18 protein-coding genes are annotated in these 21,403 nt (G+C 50.7%); 12 read left to right on the top strand and 6 right to left on the bottom strand.

What is annotated here, in order from left to right:
* Positions 1-4: 4 nt before the first annotated feature.
* Entirely contained in the window at positions 5-637 is a 633-nt protein-coding gene (locus tag HP555_RS13635; RefSeq protein WP_199263114.1) for an MBL fold metallo-hydrolase, read from the bottom strand.
* Between the two features lie 124 nt (positions 638-761).
* Positions 762-1,706 (bottom strand): Mrp/NBP35 family ATP-binding protein, encoded by a 945-nt coding sequence (locus tag HP555_RS13630; protein WP_199263113.1) that lies wholly within the window; start codon positions 1,704-1,706, stop codon positions 762-764.
* Between the two features lie 443 nt (positions 1,707-2,149).
* Here HP555_RS13630 and HP555_RS13625 point away from each other — a divergent pair, with 443 nt between their 5' ends.
* The 5 genes from HP555_RS13625 (at position 2,150) to HP555_RS13605 (ending at position 8,945) form a co-directional block, all read left to right on the top strand.
* Positions 2,150-2,593, top strand: a complete 444-nt coding sequence (locus tag HP555_RS13625) for an Hsp20/alpha crystallin family protein (protein WP_199263112.1) — start codon at positions 2,150-2,152, stop codon at positions 2,591-2,593.
* Between the two features lies 1 nt (position 2,594).
* Entirely contained in the window at positions 2,595-4,982 is a 2,388-nt protein-coding gene (gene lon, locus HP555_RS13620; protein WP_199263111.1) for an endopeptidase La, read from the top strand.
* Entirely contained in the window at positions 4,982-6,700 is a 1,719-nt protein-coding gene (gene ftsY, locus HP555_RS13615) for a signal recognition particle-docking protein FtsY (RefSeq protein ID WP_199263110.1), read from the top strand. Before lon ends, ftsY begins: the two co-directional genes overlap by 1 nt.
* A gap of 205 nt (positions 6,701-6,905) precedes the next feature.
* Positions 6,906-7,700, top strand: a complete 795-nt coding sequence (locus HP555_RS13610; RefSeq protein ID WP_233249200.1) for a DnaJ domain-containing protein — start codon at positions 6,906-6,908, stop codon at positions 7,698-7,700.
* A gap of 57 nt (positions 7,701-7,757) precedes the next feature.
* The gene (locus HP555_RS13605) at positions 7,758-8,945 is read left to right on the top strand and encodes a pyridoxal phosphate-dependent aminotransferase (protein WP_199263108.1); all 1,188 of its coding nucleotides are present in this window, start codon (positions 7,758-7,760) and stop codon (positions 8,943-8,945) included.
* Between the two features lie 122 nt (positions 8,946-9,067).
* Here the strand turns inward: HP555_RS13605 and glmM are convergent, their stop codons facing one another.
* Positions 9,068-10,420, bottom strand: coding sequence for a phosphoglucosamine mutase (gene glmM, locus HP555_RS13600; RefSeq protein WP_199263107.1), 1,353 nt, complete (start codon positions 10,418-10,420; stop codon positions 9,068-9,070).
* 583 nt (positions 10,421-11,003) lie between these two features.
* Between glmM and HP555_RS13595 the strand changes: the two genes are divergently transcribed.
* On the top strand, positions 11,004-11,426 hold the full coding sequence (locus HP555_RS13595; RefSeq protein WP_199263106.1) for a PGPGW domain-containing protein: 423 nt from the start codon (positions 11,004-11,006) through the stop codon (positions 11,424-11,426).
* 137 nt (positions 11,427-11,563) lie between these two features.
* On the opposite strand, the gene HP555_RS14165 is transcribed toward HP555_RS13595, so the two are convergent.
* Both HP555_RS14165 and HP555_RS14420 read right to left on the bottom strand, forming a co-directional pair.
* Complete coding sequence (locus HP555_RS14165; protein WP_233249199.1) at positions 11,564-12,211, bottom strand: PEP-CTERM sorting domain-containing protein; 648 nt, start codon at positions 12,209-12,211, stop codon at positions 11,564-11,566.
* Positions 12,212-12,652: 441 nt separating this feature from the next.
* A complete protein-coding gene (locus HP555_RS14420; RefSeq protein WP_408639853.1) occupies positions 12,653-13,153 on the bottom strand; it encodes a PilZ domain-containing protein in 501 nt (166 codons plus the stop codon).
* Positions 13,154-13,417: 264 nt separating this feature from the next.
* On the opposite strand from HP555_RS14420, the gene HP555_RS13580 reads away from it, so the two are divergent.
* The 3 genes from HP555_RS13580 to HP555_RS13570 all read left to right on the top strand — a co-directional run bounded on the left by HP555_RS13580 (position 13,418) and on the right by HP555_RS13570 (position 16,962).
* Complete coding sequence (locus HP555_RS13580) at positions 13,418-15,166, top strand: ARMT1-like domain-containing protein (RefSeq protein ID WP_199263104.1); 1,749 nt, start codon at positions 13,418-13,420, stop codon at positions 15,164-15,166.
* Positions 15,167-15,303: 137 nt separating this feature from the next.
* On the top strand, positions 15,304-16,398 hold the full coding sequence (gene cobT, locus HP555_RS13575) for a nicotinate-nucleotide--dimethylbenzimidazole phosphoribosyltransferase (RefSeq protein WP_199263103.1): 1,095 nt from the start codon (positions 15,304-15,306) through the stop codon (positions 16,396-16,398).
* 114 nt (positions 16,399-16,512) lie between these two features.
* Positions 16,513-16,962 (top strand): hypothetical protein, encoded by a 450-nt coding sequence (locus HP555_RS13570; RefSeq protein WP_199263102.1) that lies wholly within the window; start codon positions 16,513-16,515, stop codon positions 16,960-16,962.
* A 4-nt stretch (positions 16,963-16,966) separates the two neighbouring features.
* Here HP555_RS13570 and xseA read toward each other — a convergent pair whose 3' ends face one another.
* Positions 16,967-18,319 carry an exodeoxyribonuclease VII large subunit gene (gene xseA / locus HP555_RS13565; protein ID WP_199263101.1) on the bottom strand — a complete coding sequence of 451 codons (1,353 nt, stop codon included), beginning with the start codon at positions 18,317-18,319 and terminating at the stop codon, positions 16,967-16,969.
* A 261-nt stretch (positions 18,320-18,580) separates the two neighbouring features.
* On the opposite strand from xseA, the gene HP555_RS13560 reads away from it, so the two are divergent.
* The 3 genes from HP555_RS13560 to HP555_RS13550 are packed head-to-tail and all read left to right on the top strand — an operon-like array spanning position 18,581 to position 21,399.
* Positions 18,581-19,276, top strand: coding sequence for a tetratricopeptide repeat protein (locus HP555_RS13560; RefSeq protein WP_199263100.1), 696 nt, complete (start codon positions 18,581-18,583; stop codon positions 19,274-19,276).
* Positions 19,276-20,145, top strand: a complete 870-nt coding sequence (panC, locus tag HP555_RS13555) for a pantoate--beta-alanine ligase (RefSeq protein WP_199264577.1) — start codon at positions 19,276-19,278, stop codon at positions 20,143-20,145. Before HP555_RS13560 ends, panC begins: the two co-directional genes overlap by 1 nt.
* 54 nt (positions 20,146-20,199) lie before the next feature.
* Positions 20,200-21,399 (top strand): DegT/DnrJ/EryC1/StrS family aminotransferase, encoded by a 1,200-nt coding sequence (locus tag HP555_RS13550; protein ID WP_199263099.1) that lies wholly within the window; start codon positions 20,200-20,202, stop codon positions 21,397-21,399.
* The last annotated feature ends 4 nt before the right edge of the window (positions 21,400-21,403 follow it).

Here is a 21,403-nt window from a genome sequence, read left to right as displayed (position 1 = left end):
GTAATCAGAGATCAAGGTAGGGATTTGTTCTCTTTTCCCTTTCAATGGTTGATTGCGAACCGCCATAACCATGACCGGGCCAGACGATGGTATCCGGCGGTAGAACCATGAGTCGGCTCTTGATCCCGTCAATGAGCTGTCGCATGGAGCCACCCGGGAAATCGGTCCGGCCGACTGCACCGACGAACAGTGTATCGCCGGTAAAGCAGTGTGGCGGACTGTAAAGACAGATGCCTCCCGGGGTATGGCCCGGTGTGTGGATAACCTCCAGCTGCTCCTTGCCGATTGTAATAACATCGCCGTCTTTGACCGTTACATCGACAGGTGGAGATTCCGGTAGCCCGAGGGAGGAAAATAACCCCTTGATCCCGGGTTCATTGAAGTAGCTGACATCCTCCGCATGCATGACAATTTTTGCCTTGGTTGCCTCTTGAATCGCCGCATTGCCGCAAACATGGTCCGGATGGCCGTGGGTGTTTATGATGTAGATCACCTTGAGGTCATTTTTTCGGCAGTGGTCGAGGATACGATCCTCATCACCGCCGGGGTCAATAATGGCTGCCTCTTTCGTGTCTTCGCATGAGGCAATGTAGCAGCAAACTCCCATCATACCAACGGTGAGCTGTTGAACAAGCATAGGCCGGCTCCTGTGATTGTTGTCCGCAGACCTCTGGACTGCATCTGCGGATGTGGTTGGCGGATATCCATAGTGCTCGGAGTAGCCTGCGAGTGCACCCCGCAGGCACCGATCGGGAAGGTTTTTATTTACTGCCGCAACCGCCCGATGTACAGGCACAACCTGTTGCCGCAAAGGGGTTCACAGTGGCCGGACCAGGCGGTAACCGGCGTTCGACAGCTGTTACCACGGCATCAAAGGCTTTAATGGCGGGGCTGTCTTCGTTGCTGGAAAGGTACGGCGTGCCGGTGTCTCCTGCGACAACGACCCGCGGGTCCATTGGTACCCGGCCGAGAAAGGGGAGGTCAAAGTCACGGGCTGTCTCTTCACCACCACCCTTGCTGAAGATATCGACGGTTTCGCCGCAGTGGGGGCAGACAAAGCCTGCCATGTTTTCGACCACGCCGACGATCGGCATGTCAACCGCTTTGCAGAAGTTGATCGACTTACGGACATCGGCCAGGGCGACTGCCTGCGGGGTGGTCACCACAACAGCCTGTACACCGGGAATGGTTTGCGCCACGGTCAGCGGTTCGTCGCCGGTTCCTGGAGGGGCGTCGACAATCAGGTAATCGAGCTCTCCCCAGTCCATGTCGGCAAGGAATTGGCGGATTGCCTGAATTTTCAAGGGACCCCGCCAGATTATCGCGTCATCTCTGTCTTTCATCATATATTCAAGACTGACGACTTTCAGGTTTTCGTTGAAGGCGAGAGGTGGAATGAGATCATCAGGGTTAGCTGGAGGCTCTAAAGTTCCGGTAAGATTAAGCATCCGAACCACATCAGGACCATGAAGGTCGACGTCCATCAGGCCGACTTTGTGACCTTTTTTAGCCAGACATAGGGCTAGGTTGACGGCAACGGTTGACTTGCCGACACCGCCTTTGCCGCTCATGACCAGGATTTTGTTTTTTATTTTTCCCAGAGATCTGGTGATCGCGATATCCTGCTGTGCCAAACGGGCATCACCTGAACCACAACTGCTATTCTGACTGCTGCTTTCGCAGGAGCTCCCACAAGAACTGCTCATATTTTCCTCCAACGGTCAATAAAGGTACAAAAAAAGGAACCCGCGATTGATGATGATCAACGTGTATCCGACTGCCTCGGTCGTGCTCAGTGAGGTGCAACACCGTGCAGGGAAGAGCCGGAAAGCAGAAACCCCGCAACGTGTTTGCAGAGTAACAGCTGGAGATACTGTGGAGATGCAGGTTCATGGTAATATGGCGCATACATTAATGCCAGCGGGTTGAAAAGCAATTAAAAAATTATAGGGCCGGTTCAGGGCCTTACCTGCAGAGCAGCTGTCTTTTTGTTGCGTTTCAATTGCGAGAATAGTTATAGTGCTTACCCTTATGAGCCTATTGAACTGTACTTTCTGCGCCTGAGGCGTAAAAGGCAAAAAATGTACGCGTGATACACGCTGTGTCAGATAACCAAATATATACCGAAGAGGCGGCGAGGGGGAATCAGATGGATCCGTTCAGCAAGAAGTTGTTAGAAGAACTGGAACAGATGCAGCAGCACACAGGTCGTATTCTCCGCTCCATGTCGGTGACTCGCATGATGACGATGGAAACCGCCGGCTGGCAGCCGGCGGTGGATATTTACGAGGCTGAAGACTGCATCTATGTGTATGCAGAGCTTGCAGGCGTTATCAGTGAAAGTCTTCGGGTGGTTATTGACGGTCGTCAGTTACGGATCAGCGGTTCCCGCCAACTACCGGCTCATCAGTCTATTGCCTGCATCCATCAACTGGAAATTGAGCTGGGAAGCTTTCAACGTACTCTCACCCTCCCTTCGTCTGTGGAAACGGACGGCGTTATATCGAGTTGCACAAACGGTCTGCTCACAGTGACGCTGCCGAAACGGATCAGAAAAGGCAAAGTGTCCATCCGGATAATTCCTGGAGAATGATATGGAACAAGATCAGCAAACACAACAAGTGCCGCCTAAAAAAGTGGATCCCGCGGAACTGGCATTGCCGGAATCGCTGCCTATTTTGCCATTGCACGGGTTTGTCTTTTATCCGGGCATGGGATTTCCTTTACAGGTATCCAGTGAAACCTCGAAACAACTGATTGACGATGTCCTTCTGGGCGATCGGATGATGGGGCTTGTACCGAGTCGTCGTGAGCAGGTTGCAGACGATGACGAACTGGGACCGGATGATTTGTACACGATCGGTGTGGTCGGGTACCTGCACAAACTGAACAAGGCACCGGAAGGGTATTACCAGATTTTAGTGAGTGGCACGAAGAAGTTTGCCATTGATGAATACATTGATTCAAAGCCGTATTTACGTGCCAGGGTGGTTGAGGTCCCGATGGAAATCGTCGAGGATAAGAAAATTGAAGCCCTGTTGTACAATATTCGGGCCCAGTTCCAAAAGTTGGTGAGTGGCACCGAGCTTCCCCAGGAGCTGGTTGCCACAATCAACAGCCTCACCAATCCCTTCTATGTGGCCTATCTGGTGAGTTCTCAGTTGAATCTGAAAATTGAGATGGAACAGGAGATTCTCGAGATCACTGCTCTTCACGACCTACTGCATCAGGTGGCCCGTGAGTTGAATAAACGGCTGGAAACCGTGGAGATGAGCAAGCAGCTGCAGGCTTCAATGAAAAAAGACATGGACGAGCGTCAGCGTGAGTTCTTTCTTCGGCAGCAGCTGCAGGCCATCCGTAAGGAGCTCGGTGAGGGTGATGAGGATAAGGTCGAGGTCAAGGAGTTACAGGAGAAGGTGGCGGAAAAGGCGTTGACTCCGCAGGCAAGAGAGGTGGTTGACAAGGAGCTGGCCCGAATGGAACGCATTCCACCGTCCTCGCCGGAGTATACGGTTTCTCGAAATTATATTGACTGGATCCTTGACCTGCCCTGGCTTGATTCGACTGAAGACACTCTGGACCTGAACAAGGCTGAAGCAGATCTTGATCAGGACCACTACGGGCTTAAGAAAATTAAGCAACGGATCATTGAGTTTCTGGCTGTGCGTAAACTTAAACAGGATATCCATGGGCCGATCCTGTGTCTTGTCGGGCCTCCAGGTGTTGGTAAGACTTCGCTGGGACAGTCCATTGCCCGTACCATGAATCGTAAGTTTGTGCGTATCGCTCTTGGCGGTGTACGTGATGAGGCCGAAATTCGTGGTCATCGGCGCACCTATATCGGTGCCCTTCCCGGAAGGGTCATTGTAAGTCTCAAGAGAGCGGGCTCGAATAATCCGGTTTTTCTTTTGGATGAGATCGATAAACTCGGCAGTGATTTTCGGGGAGATCCCTCTTCAGCTCTGCTTGAGGTTCTTGATCCTGAACAGAACTCAACCTTTACGGATCATTATCTGGACATTGAATTCGACCTTTCCAGGGTGATGTTTATTGCCACTGCCAATGTTTTAGATACCATCCCCGGACCGCTTCGTGATCGTATGGAAGTGGTGGAATTATCGGGGTATACACAGGAAGAAAAGGTGGCTATTGCCGAGCGTCATCTTCTTCCCAAACAGTTGGAGGCACACGGGTTGACGGCTGATGATCTTGAAATTTCGACCACGGCTATTGAGGCACTGATAGCGTCTTATACCCGAGAGGCGGGGGTGCGTAATCTTGAGCGCGAACTGGCAGCCATCTGCCGGGGTGTTGCCGCGGAGATCGCACGTGGTCATGTCGGCAAGAACGTGGTCACTCCAGAAAAGCTGTATGATTTTCTGGGCCCGCAGCGGTTTTATCCGGAGATAAAGGCCCGCAGCTGGGGACCTGGGCTGGCAACAGGTCTGGCCTGGACACCGGTTGGCGGTCAGATTCTTTTCATTGAAACATCAAAGATGAAGGGGCGTGGCGGTTTGACCCTGACCGGAAAACTTGGTGAGGTGATGAGAGAATCGGCCACTGCGGCGTTGACGTATATCAAGTCGCACGCCAGGGAGTTGGGGATTGACGAAGACGTGTTTGCTGAAGTTGATCTTCATGTCCATGTCCCCGAGGGTGCCATCCCGAAAGATGGCCCGTCTGCAGGAGTGGCCATGGTTTCCTCACTGGTCTCACTTTTCCTCGGGCGACCGGTTCGCCAGGATGTGGCCATGACCGGTGAAATCACCCTGCGCGGAGACGTGCTGCCGGTTGGAGGTATAGGTGACAAGGTCCTGGCTGCACTTCGGGCTGGAATACGGGAGGTGATTGTACCGGTGCTCAACGAAAAAGACGTGTTGGAAATACCGGAGGATATTCGTGCCGGTGTCATCTTTCACTATCCTCACACCATCCAAGAGGTGCTTGCAATTGCCATAGAAAAAGATGAGGCACAGGGCTGATGCTGGGCTGGTTCAAGAAGAAATTCCGTAAGCAGACTGATGCGGCTGAGACTGTTGAAACAGAGCAGCAGCTGTCAGCGGATATCGATGAGCAGGTTGTCGTTGCCGTGGAGGATGGAGGTGTTTTCGAATCCGAAGATAGCCTGCTCAAGTCAGATGAAGAGGAGTCTCCTGTTTTTGCTGCGGCGACGGATGAGGTCGTTGTCGAAGAAGCCGTTGTTTTTGATGTGCATGATGAGGCAGACCAGGAAGAAACCACGACAGCTGAGGTGCAAACTGTTGAGGCAGAGCAGCAGCTGTCAGCGGATACTAATGAGCAGATTATCGTTGTAGTGGAGGATGAAGGTGTTTCTGAGCCTGAAGACAGTCTGTTTGAGCTGGATAAGGAAGAGACTTCAGCTGGCTTTTTAAGCGAAACGGTCGACACTGAGGAAGACATTGTCTCTGCAGCAAGCGATGTGGTGGCTGAGCCGGATTCAGCGGGAGCTGATCCGGTCGTGATGTCGGCCGAACAGACGGCAGCGGTTGAGCTTGAACCTCTGTCGGCAGTGGTTGATGGTAGCCAGCTTGCTACAGCCGAACAGGGGGACACCGCAGATGAACTGCAGGAAGCCGGTATAAAGGAGGCGGATCACAGCTATGGGCTCGAGCCGCCGGGCCTGGAGGAGCCGGAAGCAGACGAGATATCAGTGGTTGATCCCGGAGGTCTTGAATCAGCGCATCCTCAAGCAGCAGAGGACAGTTCTGACGTCAGTACAAGCAAAACACGGCAAGTACAGACACGTAAAACGTTGTTTCAAAGATTACAGGAACGACTTGGCAAGACCAGAGATTCTTTTGTCTATCAGTTGGATCGTCTTTTTCTTGGTAAAAAAGAGATCGACCAGGAACTGTTCGAACAGTTGGAAGAACTCCTGATCACTTCTGATCTCGGTGTCGGCACGACCCTGGACCTGCTCGACATCGCCCGCAAAAAGGTCAAACGTGAGCAATTACGTGATCCTCAGTCTTTAAAATCTATCATCCGCGATCAGATTCTGACGTATATTGAAGCATCCGAGCAACCTGCCGAGCTGGTTATGCCCGAAGAGGGGCCGTTTGTTATCATGGTGGTGGGGGTCAACGGTGTCGGCAAAACCACGACCATCGGTAAACTCGCTGCCAAATTTATCCGGTCCGGACAATCGGTCCTGCTGGTTGCTGCCGACACTTTTCGGGCTGCTGCAATTAATCAGCTGAAAATCTGGGGAGATCGTGTCGGAGCTGAGGTCACGGCCCGAAGTCCTGGCGCTGATCCTTCTTCCGTTGTGTTTGATGGTCTTGAATACGGCGTGGCACGAGCATTTGATGTTATCATTATTGACACTGCCGGCCGCTTGCACACAAGCGTCAACCTGATGGCGGAGCTGAAAAAAATCAGACGGGTTATTGATAAAAAAATGCCCGGTGCGCCACATGAGGTGATGCTGGTCCTGGATGCCACCACCGGTCAAAATGGCGTATCCCAGGCCAAACTTTTCCATGAGGCCGTTGGCATCAGCGGCCTTGCCTTGACCAAGCTTGATGGTACTGCCAAAGGGGGGATCATTGCCAATGTCTGTCGGGAAATGAAGATTCCCGTTCGTTTTATCGGCATCGGTGAGCAGATGAATGATCTTCGCGATTTCAACGCCCGTGAGTTTGTTGATGCCCTGTTTTTCAGTCAGGATAAGGTCTAGGAGATTTTTGCCGGCCATACCTGGAAAGACTTGCATGACATTTGCACGTTCAGGTATTCTTTAAACCATCTTGTTACTTGTCCATTGTTCTTGTTCTGCTCTTCAGCTTGATCTGCCGGTCAAGTCGGCAGGAATTCTTTTGTAAAAGGTCATTGTTATAATGGAATATAGGCAGCATAGACAGCCAGGATGCGGTGGTTGTCTGTTGATTTTACTCCTGATCGCCTTTGTCACCGGAGGAGCTCCGGCCTTACTGAATCTGCTCGGTTTTCTTTTTTATTCGGGACTGGCTGTTATCCTGCTGGCAGTAGGTGCTTTCTGGGCGTTTACTTATTATGTGCAGGGCCGGGTCTCGGCTTACGAAGCCTCCCAGACAGATGTCCATAACCGGTTTGTTTTTTTGCTGGTGAACATTCTGGTGAAGATTGCCCAGCATGACGGTCATTTTACCCGGGCTGAGCTTCAGGCTATCCTGAACTTTTTTCAGTATAACTTACGCTATAACCAGGATCAGATGTACTGGGTTAAGCAGTTGACTAAAGAGGCCAGGGATAATCCGGTCAGGCTGCATGAACTTGTGGATGAATTTCGCGTCCGCTTCAATTACGAGCCGCGTTTAATTCTGCTTGAGCTTATTTATCAGATCATCCACACAAAGCAACCACCTCCGGAAAGTGAGCTGCGATTAGCCCGTGAAATTGCTCAGCTGCTTGAGATCTCCGCCTACGATCAGAGAACTATTGAGGCGAAGTACATGTATCGCCAACGCCGGGAGGCCGCCAGTGCAGATCAGTTAGAAGAAAGCTATTACGCGGTGCTCGGTTTACAAAAGGGGGCGGACTTCACCGCAATCAAAAAAGCCTATCGTACCCTGTCTATGCAGTACCATCCTGACAAAGTCGGTCATCTTGGTGATGAGTTTAAAAAGGTCGCCGAAGAGAAGATGAAAGAGATTAATGTGGCCTACAGCTACTTTGAAAAGAAGTTTTCCGGGCGCTGATAGCTTATCCGTTGGCACAGGATTCCAACAAATAAACTAAAGATGAGGTGAGACACAATGAGCGGTGTTGCCAAAAAAATGAAGGCGTTTGCAGAGAAATCCTCCTGGATTCGGAAGATGTTTGAAGAGGGAGCAAAGATGAAAGCCGAATTCGGACCGGACAAGGTGTTTGACTTCAGTATCGGTAATCCGGATGTGCCGCCGCCGCCGAAATTTTATACTGTCCTTCGTGAATTGGCCCAGGATGAACAGCCCGGTATCCATGGGTATATGCCCAATGCCGGCTACCCGTTCGTCCGGGAGGCTTTGGCCGGGCGTCTTGGTGGTGAGCAGGGGGTCAGCTTCAGTGCAAATGATATTCTGATGACCTGTGGTGCAGCTGGTGGGCTGAATGTGATTTTTAAGGCCCTGCTGGATCCCGGTGATGAGGTGATTATCCTGGCGCCGTTTTTTGTTGAGTATCATTTTTATATTGATAACCATGGCGGTGTTGCCAAGGTGGTTGCCACTGACTCGGAGTTCAATCTCGATTTAAAGGCGATTGAAGCGGCTCTGACTGCAAAAACCAAGGTTGTGCTCATCAACTCACCCAACAACCCCACCGGGCAGATCTACTCCGCAGCCTCTCTCCGAGAATTGGGACGCTTACTGGATACTGCCGGTGAACGTTTCGGCACCTCGATCTATCTGGTTTCCGACGAACCGTATCGCAACATCGTCTTTGATGGGAATGAAGTACCGGCGCTGATGCCGGTGACCACCAATACTATCATAGCTTCATCGTATTCCAAGGAACTGTCTCTGCCCGGTGAACGAATCGGCTATCTTGCCGTGCATCCGGAGATGGCGGAGAAAGAGGCAGTGATCGGCGCCTTGACGTTAGCAAACCGCATTCTCGGCTTTGTCAACGCCCCGGCTCTTATGCAGCGGGCAGTGGCACAGCTGCAGAATGTATCAGCTGAGAACTCTGTTTATGCTCGACGGCTCGAGGTCTTTTGCAAGGTGCTGGATGAAGCCGGTATGTCCTATGTGCGTCCCAAAGGGGCATTTTATCTCTTTCCACAGACACCGATCGATGATGTGGAGTTCTGCCGGCTCTTGACCGCTGAAAAGATTCTGGCGGTACCTGGGCGGGGATTCGGTCTGCCCGGGCATATCCGACTGGCCTTCTGTGTTGATGAGAAAGTTATTGCCGGGTCATCCGAGGGGTTTAAACGAGCGATGGCAGCGGCAACACAAAAATAGCCGCAAAGAGAAAACTCAAGACCCTCCGAAAGAGGTGACAGGTACAATAAAAGGCCATCCTCACCATTGATGAGGACGGCCTTTTATATTGTGGTGCTGGTTTGGGGTGATGGAACAGCTGGTCAGCCCCGATCCACTTTCCGTATCACTTCGCAGAGCTCTTCAGCAACGGCAATGATCTCTTGTTCGTCTTCCCCCTCGGTCATGACGCGGATAACTGGTTCGGTACCCGACGGGCGGACGAGAATACGGCCACGGTTGCCGAGTCTCTGGCTTGCGGCTTTCAGAGCCTCCGGAAAACCAGGAATGTGCTCGGGGTCGATTTTTGTGCCCATGCGCACATTTTTCAGAATCTGGGGATAGGTGGACATAATAGCTGCCAGTTCAGATAATGGTTTGTTTTTCTTAATCATGATTGCCAGCAGCTGCAGGGCGGCCAGGGTGCCGTCACCGGTGGTATTGTAATCGAGAAAAACTAGGTGTCCTGACTGTTCACCGCCAAAGTTATACCCCTTTGTCCGCATTGCTTCGACAACATAACGGTCACCAACCTGTGTGCGCACCATCTGGCCGCCCATACCGGTTATTGCCTGCTCCAGGCCCATGTTGCTCATGACGGTGGTAACAAGGGTTTTTTTCTTGAGTTTGCGCCGGCTTATCAGGTCAGCGGCACAGATGGCCATTATGTGATCACCATCCACAATTGTACCGTGTTCATCACAGACGATTAATCGGTCACCGTCGCCATCCAGAGCCAGGCCTATATCCGCTCCGAGTTGTTTAACTTTGGCAGCCATAACTTCCGGGTGGAGAGCGCCGCATTCGTGGTTGATATTTTTACCGTTGGGTTCAGTCCCGATGGTTGTTACCTTGGCACCCAGTTCAGTGAAAACATGGGGGGCCACCTTGTACGTGGCACCATGGGCACAGTCAAGGACAATGTGGAAATCATCAAGGACATAGTTTCTGGGGAAGGTGTTTTTGAGATACACGATGTATCGACCTGATGCGTCATCAATACGCGAAGCTTTACCGATTTCATCGGCAACCGGGCGAAGGGCTGCCATTTTTTGGGAAAAGATCAGATCTTCGATATCAGCTTCCAGTTCGTCGGGTAACTTGTGACCGTTTGCAGAAAAAATTTTAATGCCGTTATCCTGGAAAGGATTATGCGAGGCTGATATGACCACACCGGCGTCCGCGCGCATTGAAGTGGTGATAAAGGCGATACCGGGAGTGGGCAAAGGACCGACGATCTGGACATCAACACCCATGGAACAGATACCGGCTGCAAGGGCGTTTTCAATCATATAGCCGGAAAGTCGGGTATCCTTGCCAATGATGATGGTGTTCCCTTCGACCCGGTTTTTGATGATGAATGCAATGGCTCGGCCGAGCTGCATAACAATTTCCGAGGTCATGGGATAGATGTTGGCAACGCCACGAACGCCGTCGGTCCCAAAGAGTTTCTTCATGGGCGGATAGTCTCCTCTTTACTTGGTTGATAGATCTGATAAAGATACTGTATAGACGAGGTGATGGATAAAAAAATATGTGATTTTGCAGGCTGGCCGAACAGATAAGGAGCAGCGCATGGTTACAGTGCACAGTCAGGTTAAAGTAGCTCACCGGTATCCTGTTCTCGCTGACATTGAAGAGTCAGTGGCTATGAGAACACTACGGACAGTGCGGTGTTTATGTATTTTGCTCGTCTTTGACAGTGTTTGTAGGTAGCAGGCAGCCCGTTTTTTTGCCATGCTTTTTATTGTTGTTCACGGCTCCTGGTGCTGGTTGATTATACTCTCCTTCTGTGGAGAGGAGAAAGTACTTTTGTGGCATGTGCCTTGCGGCTGAACAAATAAAATGCGGTTAAAGGAGTTGATCGGGACTCAGGTGCTGAAACAAGGTCGATTTTACAGGGATATCAATGGAACTGCATCTGTGCACTGGAAATAAAAGAGACGTGTTTGTGGTACGTGCTTTCGGCACAGTAGAGGATAACATACCGTATGCTGCAAAAAAGAAGCATCGCATCGGTCCGCGGCAAGTGGTGAAAATATGTACGATATAGGGCTGTTGGAAATGTTGGGTCTGTTGAGTCTGCTTGCCTTTATCGGGAGTCTGGTCGGTGTTCCCTGGCTGATCGGCCGGATGCAGTCGGATTATTTTCTGACCCACCGGTACAGAGTCAATGTCCGACATCGACGTCATCCTGTCTTAACCTTGCTCATTACCTGCATCCGTAACAGCATCGGCTTTTGTGTACTTCTGGCGGGTATTGCTATGCTTTTTCTGCCGGGACAAGGGGTGTTGACGATTCTTATTGCCATCTGTCTGATGGATTTTCCCGGTAAGCGTCGACTGCTTGATCGGCTGGCAAGTAGTCCTCAAATTATAAACGCATTGAACTGGATCCGCCGGAAACAGGGGAAGGTGGAGTTTGTTTTTGCAGAACAACACCATGAGCGATCAGACCGGTGATGTTTGAACTGACTATTGTCAGTCAATAAAATGGTGTCTATAAAGTAAGTGATTTTTCGGGTAGGAAGCTATGATCAAAAAAAACACACCCGGCAGCAAGGATGTGCCGGGTGTGTTTTTGTATCTGCGTAAGGTGATTACGCTTTAGAGGCGGCTCGTCTTCGACCGACTGCAGCTAAACTCAACAGTCCGGTACCAAACAGAAGCATGGTGGTCGGTTCGGGGACCGGGGCTGCCGAACGAACATTATCCACTAACAAAACTGAATCTTGAAAGAAACTGGTCTTGTTTTGTACCCCGAACCGTATTGAGCCGCTGCCGTCGGTTGTAAAGGTATAGGTAAATGTCTGCCAGCCGGTATCGTTATAGTTACCGGTGCTTAAAATATCTGCCAGAACCACCGAGTAAACCGGCACATTGTTCGCTCCGACTATCTCAAACAGAGCAGTGTCATTAAACCAGTTTACAATAGGAACCCTTGCATCCATTCCCAGAAAGGCCCAGTCAAAGGACAGACTTTCTCCGGCGCTCCACGTTTGATTTTGTTGAACGAATGAGGTGGCTGTCAGATCAGCCATGTATCGACCGTCGGTTGCTGTGTACGTGTTTCCCTTAAACGCTTCAGCTACGGTTACAACTTTTGCTGAGCCGCCCCACTGTTCGGTAATACTCCAGCCTGAGAAATTACCGGTTTCAAAGCTGCCGTTTGTTATAGAAAGAGCAGTCGCACTACCGGCCCATCCAATTATCGCAGCGCACGCTGTTACAGTAAGTATTCTTTTCATCTCATCCTCTTTAAAATTAAGCCTGGTCATCAAGCATAGTAATCGACGTTTAACCATTTCATCCAATAATCATGCCATCCTGCCTGTTACAATAGGATCTTTGAGGGGTGCTAATGTGTAACCATATGATTTTTAATAGAAATACGATGATTTTCTCGCAAAGAGGCGTTTTGGGTCTGTTCAACGTTATGGTTGAGTTGAACATCTGGCGGGCTCATTTTTTTGGAAAAGTGGACAGATTTTGTATTTAATCGGAAAATCAGTGGGATATTCAGTTTGATTTTCCGGAAAAACGGAATTGGTATCGAGTGGCAAGAGCGTCCAAGGAGAGGGGGGAGGCTAAAACCGGGGAGTGGATTGGGTAACCATGCAGGTGCCGTTACTGCAGTCATAGTCACAGGTTTCGCACCCGGGAACGGGTACAGGGAATGTTTCTGGAAATTATTCGCGATGCTCGAAAGAGATCCCAATATAAAAAAGTTGTGTGTTATCAATGGGTTTTACCCATACTACCTGTCCTGTTCCATGCGTTTCATGGCTGTTTTCATCTGGTCCGAGTTGATATCTGAGTACAGTGCCAAGGGGGAGTTGAACCTGAGCGACAAAACGAATGCCATGATTGCTGAGATCCACAGTATAGGCATTGTCTTCATGGAGACAGATCTTTGTTTTGGTGTCTGATATTTCGGAAAATCGGAAGGGGTAACTGTGGAGAATCCGAATAGATCGCCGTCGATTGAACTGCGATACTGTCTGTTGCCTGTTGAGAACAGATGCTCCGGCAGACTGTTGCAGGTGGGGGCAGGCGTGATGGTGCCTGGAGAGGCAGTAGGCCCGGATATGCTGCTTTGCGGGCAAAAATAAGCCTTCCCTGATCAGGGTACAGTTGCGGTCTATCCCATTCCAATATGGGCAACCATACTGTCTGCCTTGCCCGGTCATTTCCGGTCGGCCGACCTTTTTTGAGGAAAAATCGAAGTTATGCATGTATTGTTTGCATGCAAGAATGGCTCCATCGTTGTGGTTTGCGTTGAATCTTTTGCATGGAGTGGCCTTTGGGTGCAACAGGAGCCTGGTCCCTTTTTTGTGCTTTCAGGATTTTGCAGGAGAACAGGAACACTGTCCATTGCCTGTTGGACATTTTTATACTGCCTCGGTATATAGAAAACAAAAAAATGAACAGACCTGTGACTGAGGATGTCAGCTGTGAGTGAATTCACACGTTATGTTAAAGGGCTCGATCCGGATCGAGATGCCTGGGTGACTAATTTTTTCACTGAAAATCATCTCGCCTATGAGACTTTTCCGGATAAGGTTGCCTCACCGGAGCAGTTAAAATTTATAGTTCATCTTGATGATGAACAAATTTATTATCCGTGCTCTGATGAGCTGTTTCAGGCCATTGTCGAGAAAAAGGCTGATACGGTTCTGACTTCTGCCTACATCGCTATCTGGACCCGACTGGAAAAATTAGTGCGTGAAGTGGTGAACGATCCCTATAAACAGCGTTACCTTCTCAGTCTGCTCACCATTAAGTTCAATCATGAGACTGCCCATAAGGTGCAGCTGCCCGGGCGAATCGAAAAACGACTTTTAAGTATCTTTACCACCATCAGTGAGATCGATCGGCCATTGGCCATGGAACGGGAGCAGGAAAATCGACGAGTAGCGCTCTTTCTCAAGTCAGATGTTTTTGAACGTTTGTTTAATTCACCTGAAGGGCTGGAGATCAACGAGCAGACCAGCCTGAGCGACCTTGATTTTCAGCTGCACCTTCTCCGGTTGTGCCGCCTGTTGCTGCTCAGTTCAATGCGGCCCATCTGGCGGCAGGACGAGCCGCCGAGTATGGATATCTTGCGCGCAGTGATGAACAGGCAGCTGGAGACACCTGAGTGGATGTGGATGTGCAACTGGCTGCGGGATGTTGTTGCCGGCCGGCGTCGGCCGTGCATTCTCTGGGTGGGAGGTCGTTCCGGAGAGATAGTGTTTGATTTTGCCATCCTCCGCATACTGATGAAAATCGGCATGAAGGTGATACTGGCGGTTAAACGGGGGTTCTATTATCATCGGGTGTCTTTTATCGATCTGCTCGAAGATCCGACTCTTGGCGAGCTTCTTGAAGATGCCGACATCATCGGTGATGATACAATTTCCAAAAATGAACTTGTACGTCGCCTTGACAGCGACAACCGGTTTCTGATTATCTCGGATGGTACCCGGGAACCATTCAATCCGCTGTTGACCTCGGTTACATATGCAAGGGCATTTAAGGAGGCTGATTTAGTCGTTTACCGGAGTCCGGGCGGTCGTGAAACCATTTTTAATCATTTCCAGTTCACACGCGATATTATCTCCATTATCCCCGGTGATGACGGAGAGATCGATATCCTTTTTAAACCCCATCACCCCAGGGCGGTCCGGTTCTCCCGTGCCACCCTGCGTCGCATGGCGCAAAACCTGATCGATATGGTCAAGCAGGAAAAGGCGCAGGGAAAAACGATTTTGTTTTATTCGGCGATTGTGGGGTCAATTCCCGGACAGTTGAAAACAGCCAAAGAGATTCTGAATATCTTTGTCGAGTATCTACGCTCCTCCTTGCATGACGTGGTGATAATCAACCCCGGCGAACACTTTGTTGAGGGAATGGATGCCGATGACATCATGTACATGTGGGAGATCTTTCAACGATCAGGCAATATCGATATCTGGCGCTTTCAGAGTGTCGATGATGTGGACAAATCCTTTGAGTTGATGGGGAAGAAGGTGCCGCCGGAATGGACTGGAAAGGATGCCACGTACTCCACCGGCTGCACTAAGGAGATAGAGATTGCCATGCAGATGCAAAGGTTGTATCCGGAAATGCAGCTGATCGGCCCACCGTATGAAAAATTCCAGCGCCGCAAGGAGTATGGAGTAGGGAAGTTCTACGACCGCACTCTGGCCGGTAGTGAGTAGTTCCTTGATGTTTAAGATGTATGATGTATTGGTCCATATTTCTCTGCGAGCACTTCCCGGCCAATACCATGCACTTGTTCAGGCCTTCAGTCTGGATGACTATCTTAAGTTTTTCTTATTAAAATCAGGATGTCTATATGAAAAACAGCAGCGGCCTCAGTTTCCTTGATGCTACTTTTCGATCAATTTATCCCCAGGATTTTGAATATCGTCAACGGGCAGAGGAGCATCTCAATCAACTGACCATGCCGCATTGGGCATTGGGCGATCTCATGGATTTAGCCGTTGATTTGGCCGGTATGACTCGATCGTTGCAGCCTCCGGTGGCACGAAAGAAGGTGGTGGTGATGGTCGGTGACCACGGCGTTGCTGCTGAGGGAGTTTCTCTGTTTCCGGCAGAGGTCACGACACAGATGGTCTACAACTTTATCCGCGGCGGTGCCGGAATTAACGCTCTTGCCGGAAGGAGTCAGACGGAAGTCTGTGTTGTTGATGTTGGGGCCAGGGACAGCTTTGATGAACTGGTGGAGACAGGCAGAATTGTTGCCAAAAAAATCGGGCATGGAACAGCAAACATTGCGCATGGACCGGCCATGTCCAGGACCCATGCTGTAATGGCGGTGGAGGCTGGGATTGAGATTGCCAATGATCTGGCAGCCACTACTGATGTCTTTGGTACAGGAGATATGGGGATTGGTAACACCACGCCAAGTACAGCTATTGCTGCAGTCTTTACCGGTGAGAAAGTAAGTGAGCTCACGGGGCGTGGTACCGGTATAGATGATGCTGGTTTACTGAAAAAAATTGCGGTCATTGAACGGGCGCTGCAGATCAACAGGCCTGACCCCAAAGATGGAATTGATGTATTGGCAAAGGTGGGCGGCTTTGAAATCGGTGCCATTGCCGGCCTGATTCTTGGAGCAGCGGCCCATCGTAAACCGGTGGTTGTCGACGGTTTTATTTCTACTGCCGGGGCGATGATTGCCTGCAGTTTAGAGCCGTTTGTCCGGGATTTTCTTGTGTGTGCTCACTGCAGTGTGGAACCGGCTCACAAGGTGCTGTTGAGTAAATTGCAGTGCCGGCCTTTACTGGAGCTTAATCTGCGGCTTGGGGAAGGCACAGGGGCGGCTTTGGCCATGCATCTGGTTGATGCTGCTGTTGCGATTCTTACCGAGGTGGCAACTTTTTCAGAGGCCGGGGTCAGCGATTCAAGTCGGTCTGTTCAAAAATGAAGGATATATGACTGGTACAAAAAATTGTATCAACAGTGCTGCTGCACTTGACCTGTCCCGGAACATGTGATAAATTTCAGGCTCTGCGTAAAGATTTAAGTTGAAGAGGCTGCCGTGAAAAATATCGGTTTGATCATACTTGCATTGTGGATACTAGGTATTGCGCCGGTTGCTGAGGTGCGGGCAAGTGAGGCACAGGCTGCTCCGATGGGAGGAGTGCTTGAGCAGCGTTATGTGATTCCTGCGGAACTTAGTCCTGAGGAGCAGCGATGGTTTAAAACTTTCCAAGAAGGTAATCTGTTAGCCGAGGGATGGCAGTCAATCTCGAGTGAAATCCTTGCTAAAACCCCTTTGGAACAAAAGACCGCCCAGAAGGTTGCTCTTGACAACCTTGGTACAAAAATCGGTGTCGAATGGAGTCGACCCAACAGTGTCCGTAAAGTGAACAGTACCATGTTGCGGGAATGGGGTGATATCCTTCGTCAAACCGCACGCGATAATCCCCAGTTGCTGGCTCAGGCTCTTGAGACCATTGATAAAAAAGTCGACGCTGTACTTGATTAGCCCTTCACAGCGGTTCATCATTTTCCCCATACCGATCTTCCACTTTGCACTGTAATCTGCCCTGGTGAAGAAGTATCTCCACGACAGAGCCGATCCGAACTTGGTTTGCCTCTGTTACCAAGCGTTTTTTGCCTCTGGTTAAACGAACCACAGCGTATCCTCTGGCCAAGGTTGCCAACGGACTGACAGCATCCAGGACAGCGACAATTTTTGTCAACTGTATCTCTTTGTTTTGCAGGAGCAGTTTGCCCGCTCGAACCAGGCGTTCTTTGAGATTGAGTAACTGTTGACAGCGGATGGCATGATGATGTTTCGGACTTAAACGGGACAGATGAAGGGCGGTCTGGTCGAGATCACGTTGTTTATCGGCAAGCGTATCAACAAAAGATCTTTTCAGGCGAACACTGAGATAGTCAAGATGAAGGGATAGCCGATCCAGGGAATGCGGCACGGAGAGCAACCTCTGGCGTGCCAGTTGTACACGCTGACCGGTATCGTTCAGACTGAAACGCAAGCTGTGCTGCATGCGTGCACAGAGATCAGCAAGATTTTTTTGTAATGCCGATCCATCGGGGATCAGCAGCTCAGCGGCTCCACTGGGTGTTGGCGCACGGAGGTCAGCGGCAAAATCGGCAATGGTGAAATCGATTTCATGGCCGACGGCACTGACCACCGGTATGGTTGATCGCCGAATGGCTCGGGCTAACTGCTCATCATTAAACGCCCAGAGATCTTCAATGGAACCCCCTCCCCGGCAGAGGACGATCAGGTCTGTGGAGATGCTGGTGTTGATGGTGGTGAGAGCTTCTATCATACTGGGGGCAGCCTGTTCCCCTTGTACAGTTACCGGGTAAACAGCAATCCTGATCGGTGGGAAGCGACGGGTTGCGATCCGGATGAAGTCATGGACCGCAGCGCCTTTGGGGGATGTTATGAGGGTTATGTGGCGGGGAAAAGACGGTGGCTGTCGTTTCAGGTGTGCATCGAATAATCCTTCTGCTGTCAATCGATGTTTGAGTTCTGCAAACGCCTGCTGGAGCATACCGGTGCCGCGGGGTTCAATGGTGTCAACAATTAACTGATAATCGCCCCTTGCTTCATACACGGAGATGCGTCCTCGACAGACGACCTGTCTTCCATCTGCCGGTGGTTCAGTCAGATAACGTTGCTGAGTTTTGAACAAAACCGCTCTGATCTGCGCGTCGGCATCCTTGAGGGTAAAATAAAAATGCCCGGAAAGGGGACGGTGCAGATTGGAGATCTCACCGACAACGCTGACAAAGGGAAAACTCCCTTCCAGCAGACTGCGGATGGTGGTGGTGAGCTCACTGACAGTGAGTAGACGGCGATCATTCATACACGATGAGTACTGGAGGTGGGAAGAGAGGCGGCTAAGGAAGCCCTGATCTGTTTTTGTTGAGATATCATGGATTGGCTGATGCTTTTTTTGTGTGTCACGGTATAATTCAGCGTTTCAGGCTGAAGGTAGTCTGGTATGTATCCATACCTGAACGTGATACAATAGATCTTGCAAGTGTTTTTGGTGAGAGGCAGTGAGGCATGATGCTATTGCGTGCCGGTCTTACAGTTCGTAAAGATTTTACAGGAGATGTCCCGCATGGCGGAGCAGACAACCGTTAATCGAGATGCTGTTATTAAACAACAGTTATTAGCTTCAGAGGGTTTGTTGGAGCAGTTCAACTTGCCGCCCAAGGTAATCGCATTTATACACCGTCATCAACGGACAATCTGGACGGTTATTGTGACTGCCGTGGTGGTGTTCGTGGCTGTTTCCGGTTACACCACCTATCGTGAACTGCGAGAGACAAGAGGTGCTTCCGCTCTGGATGCTGCGCTTATTGCTCAGCAGGACAGGAAACCGTTGCTGGAGAAGGTGACGCAGGATTATGGAGGTACTGCTGCCGACCGATGGGCGAAGATTGAGTTGGCCACTTTGTATGCACAGGAGGGGCAGCGCGGTAAGGCCATAGAGACTTTAGAGGTGTTGCAGAGCGAACTCAGGCCGGATATGTCTCTCAAACCATTGGTGCTCAGCAGGTTGGCAGGCCTGTGTGAGATGGAGGGCCAGGTTGATAAGGCTGTCCAGTTGTATACCCAGCTCTCGGGGAATGAGTGGTTTGCTGCAGAGGCCTATCGTGCATTGGGGCGGCTGTACGAGCAAACCGACAAGAAGGAGGAGGCTGTAGCCATGTATGGGAAATATCTAGAGTTGTCGGAATTCCAGGCCGGACAGGGGAAGGTGGACCCGATCCGGGAGATGGTGCAGTCGAGACTTGGTCAGTTGCAGAAATGATGCGAGTGATTCAGCATCCTCAGGAGATGCAAGACTGGGCAAAAGCACAGATCCGTTCCGGTGCGACCGTCGGCCTGGTTCCGACCATGGGTTTTTTTCATGAAGGTCATCTTGGTCTGATGCGCATGGCTGCCGGGCTCTGTGATTTGCTGGTGGTCAGTCTGTTTGTCAACCCCACCCAATTTGGCCCCAACGAAGATCTTGACCGTTATCCCCGTGATTTTGAACGGGACAGACAATTGGCACAGAAGGAGGGGGTGGCTGTCGTTTTTGCTCCCACACCTGAGCTGATGTACCCGAAGGGATTTCAGACCGAAGTACAGGTTCGTCAGTTGGCCACCCATCTCTGCGGTAAAAGCCGACCTGTTCACTTTGCCGGTGTTGCCACGGTGGTGAGCAAACTGTTCAACATTGTTCAGGCGGATGTCGCTGTGTTCGGAGAGAAGGATTTTCAGCAGCTGGTGATTGTTCGTCGCCTGGTAGCGGATCTGAATCTTCCTGTGCGGATTGTCGGCCACCCGATTGTCCGTGAAAAAGATGGGCTGGCCATGAGTTCCCGTAATGCCAACCTTGACCCGGCTAACCGGGCAGCAGCATTAAGCCTGGTCACCTCTTTGCAATTGGCCCAAACTCAAGCCCTACAGGGGCAACGGTCAACAGCTGTACTGACGGCTTTGCTTGAAAAACATATTCATTCGTTTACCGGCACGGCTGTGGATTATGTCAGCTTTGTCAACTGCGAGACCCTGGAACCGGCAGATGTGGTGGATGAACAGACTGTTCTTGCATTGGCGGTGTTTGTTGAGGGTAAGGTGGGCAAGGTCCGGTTAATTGATAATGGATTTGTTCTGTCCCGGCAGCATGGCTGAATAGAGTGCTGTACGTGTATATCGGTATAAATTTTTCATAAAAGAGGTGTAACTGTGCCCGGATTTGAGGTTTTCGGAGCTGAGGAAAAAAAACAGGTTCTAGAGGTGCTGGACAGTGGTGTGCTGTTTCGTTACGAGTTTGCCGCTCAACGCCAAGGGAAGTGGAAGGTACTTGAGTTTGAAAAGGCATTTGCTGAGTATGCCAACGCCTCCTATGCACAGGCAGTAACTTCCGGCACCGCGGCTCTCAAGGTGGCACTGGCTGCTCTCGGTATTGGCGCAGGCGACGAGGTTATCACACAGGGCTTCACCTTTGTTGCGACCTGGGAGGCGATACTTGACTGCGGTGCAATCCCGGTTTTTACTGAAGTTGATATGACCCTCAACATGGATCCTGCCGATCTGGAAAAAAAGATTACCCCGCGAACTAAAGCGATCATTCCTGTCCATATGATGGGTGCTCAGGCACGGATCAATGAGATTATGACCATTGCTCACCGGCACAATATTCCCGTGATCGAGGATACTGCCCAGGCTGCCGGTGCACGCCTGCAAGGTCGTCACCTCGGCAGTTTCGGTGCTGTCGGCACCTTTTCTTTTGATGCGGTCAAAACCATAACCACCGGTGAAGGCGGTATGTGCATCACCAGTGACCATGGATTATGGCAACGGATGTCCGAGTATCAGGATCATGGGCATGACCATGTACCTAATCCCGGTGGGCGTGGTGGTGAAGGAAGATCTTTTGTCGGTTTCAACTATCGGATGATGGAGATCCAGGGGGCGATCGGTCTGGCTCAGTTAGCCAAACTTGATGATATCGTTGCTGCTCAAAAGCGTAACAAGCAGTTTTATCAAGAGGCTGTAAGTGTTCTGCCTGGAGTGCAGTTCCGGGAAATTTTAGACAAAGATGGTGATTCAGCAACCTTTTGCACCTTTCTCCTGCCGGATAAGAAACAGGCAACCGCCGTTCATCAGGTGTTGCGCGATCATGGTGCAGGAGCAATCCGTTGGAGTGAAAATGGGTGGCATTACTATCCCAACTGGGAACACCTGTTGCAGGGTAAAAGTTATTGCCGTGACGGGTGGCCGTTTGTAGCCCATGGCAAGCGACGGGTTGTTTATGATCCCCAGGCCCTGCCGATCTCTGCAGCGATCATGGAGCGCGCCTTAACGTTTCAGGTGCCTGTTGTGCTGGCAGAGGAGCAGAAGACAACGGTGGCGGCAGCTCTTGAAAAGGCGGCCCGGTGTTGACCGC

It is taken from the genome of Desulfobulbus oligotrophicus, from assembly GCF_016446285.1.
Classification (GTDB): domain Bacteria; phylum Desulfobacterota; class Desulfobulbia; order Desulfobulbales; family Desulfobulbaceae; genus Desulfobulbus; species Desulfobulbus oligotrophicus.
This window is presented reverse-complemented; position numbering and strand designations above follow the sequence as displayed.

What these genes read in the sequence shown, in the direction of transcription:
- glmM (WP_199263107.1), bottom strand. Translation starts at nt 10,420, where the DNA reads ATGAAGAAACTCTTTGGGACCGACGGCGTTCGTGGCGTTGCCAACATC.
- panC (WP_199264577.1), top strand. Translation starts at nt 19,276, where the DNA reads ATGCGAGTGATTCAGCATCCTCAGGAGATGCAAGACTGGGCAAAAGCA.
- HP555_RS13605 (WP_199263108.1), top strand. Translation starts at nt 7,758, where the DNA reads ATGAGCGGTGTTGCCAAAAAAATGAAGGCGTTTGCAGAGAAATCCTCC.
- xseA (WP_199263101.1), bottom strand. Translation starts at nt 18,319, where the DNA reads ATGAATGATCGCCGTCTACTCACTGTCAGTGAGCTCACCACCACCATC.
- HP555_RS14165 (WP_233249199.1), bottom strand. Translation starts at nt 12,211, where the DNA reads ATGAAAAGAATACTTACTGTAACAGCGTGCGCTGCGATAATTGGATGG.
- ftsY (WP_199263110.1), top strand. Translation starts at nt 4,982, where the DNA reads ATGCTGGGCTGGTTCAAGAAGAAATTCCGTAAGCAGACTGATGCGGCT.
- HP555_RS13595 (WP_199263106.1), top strand. Translation starts at nt 11,004, where the DNA reads ATGTACGATATAGGGCTGTTGGAAATGTTGGGTCTGTTGAGTCTGCTT.
- HP555_RS13625 (WP_199263112.1), top strand. Translation starts at nt 2,150, where the DNA reads ATGGATCCGTTCAGCAAGAAGTTGTTAGAAGAACTGGAACAGATGCAG.
- HP555_RS13630 (WP_199263113.1), bottom strand. Translation starts at nt 1,706, where the DNA reads ATGAGCAGTTCTTGTGGGAGCTCCTGCGAAAGCAGCAGTCAGAATAGC.
- lon (WP_199263111.1), top strand. Translation starts at nt 2,595, where the DNA reads ATGGAACAAGATCAGCAAACACAACAAGTGCCGCCTAAAAAAGTGGAT.
- HP555_RS13635 (WP_199263114.1), bottom strand. Translation starts at nt 637, where the DNA reads ATGCTTGTTCAACAGCTCACCGTTGGTATGATGGGAGTTTGCTGCTAC.
- HP555_RS14420 (WP_408639853.1), bottom strand. Translation starts at nt 13,153, where the DNA reads ATGACCGGGCAAGGCAGACAGTATGGTTGCCCATATTGGAATGGGATA.
- cobT (WP_199263103.1), top strand. Translation starts at nt 15,304, where the DNA reads ATGAAAAACAGCAGCGGCCTCAGTTTCCTTGATGCTACTTTTCGATCA.
- HP555_RS13560 (WP_199263100.1), top strand. Translation starts at nt 18,581, where the DNA reads ATGGCGGAGCAGACAACCGTTAATCGAGATGCTGTTATTAAACAACAG.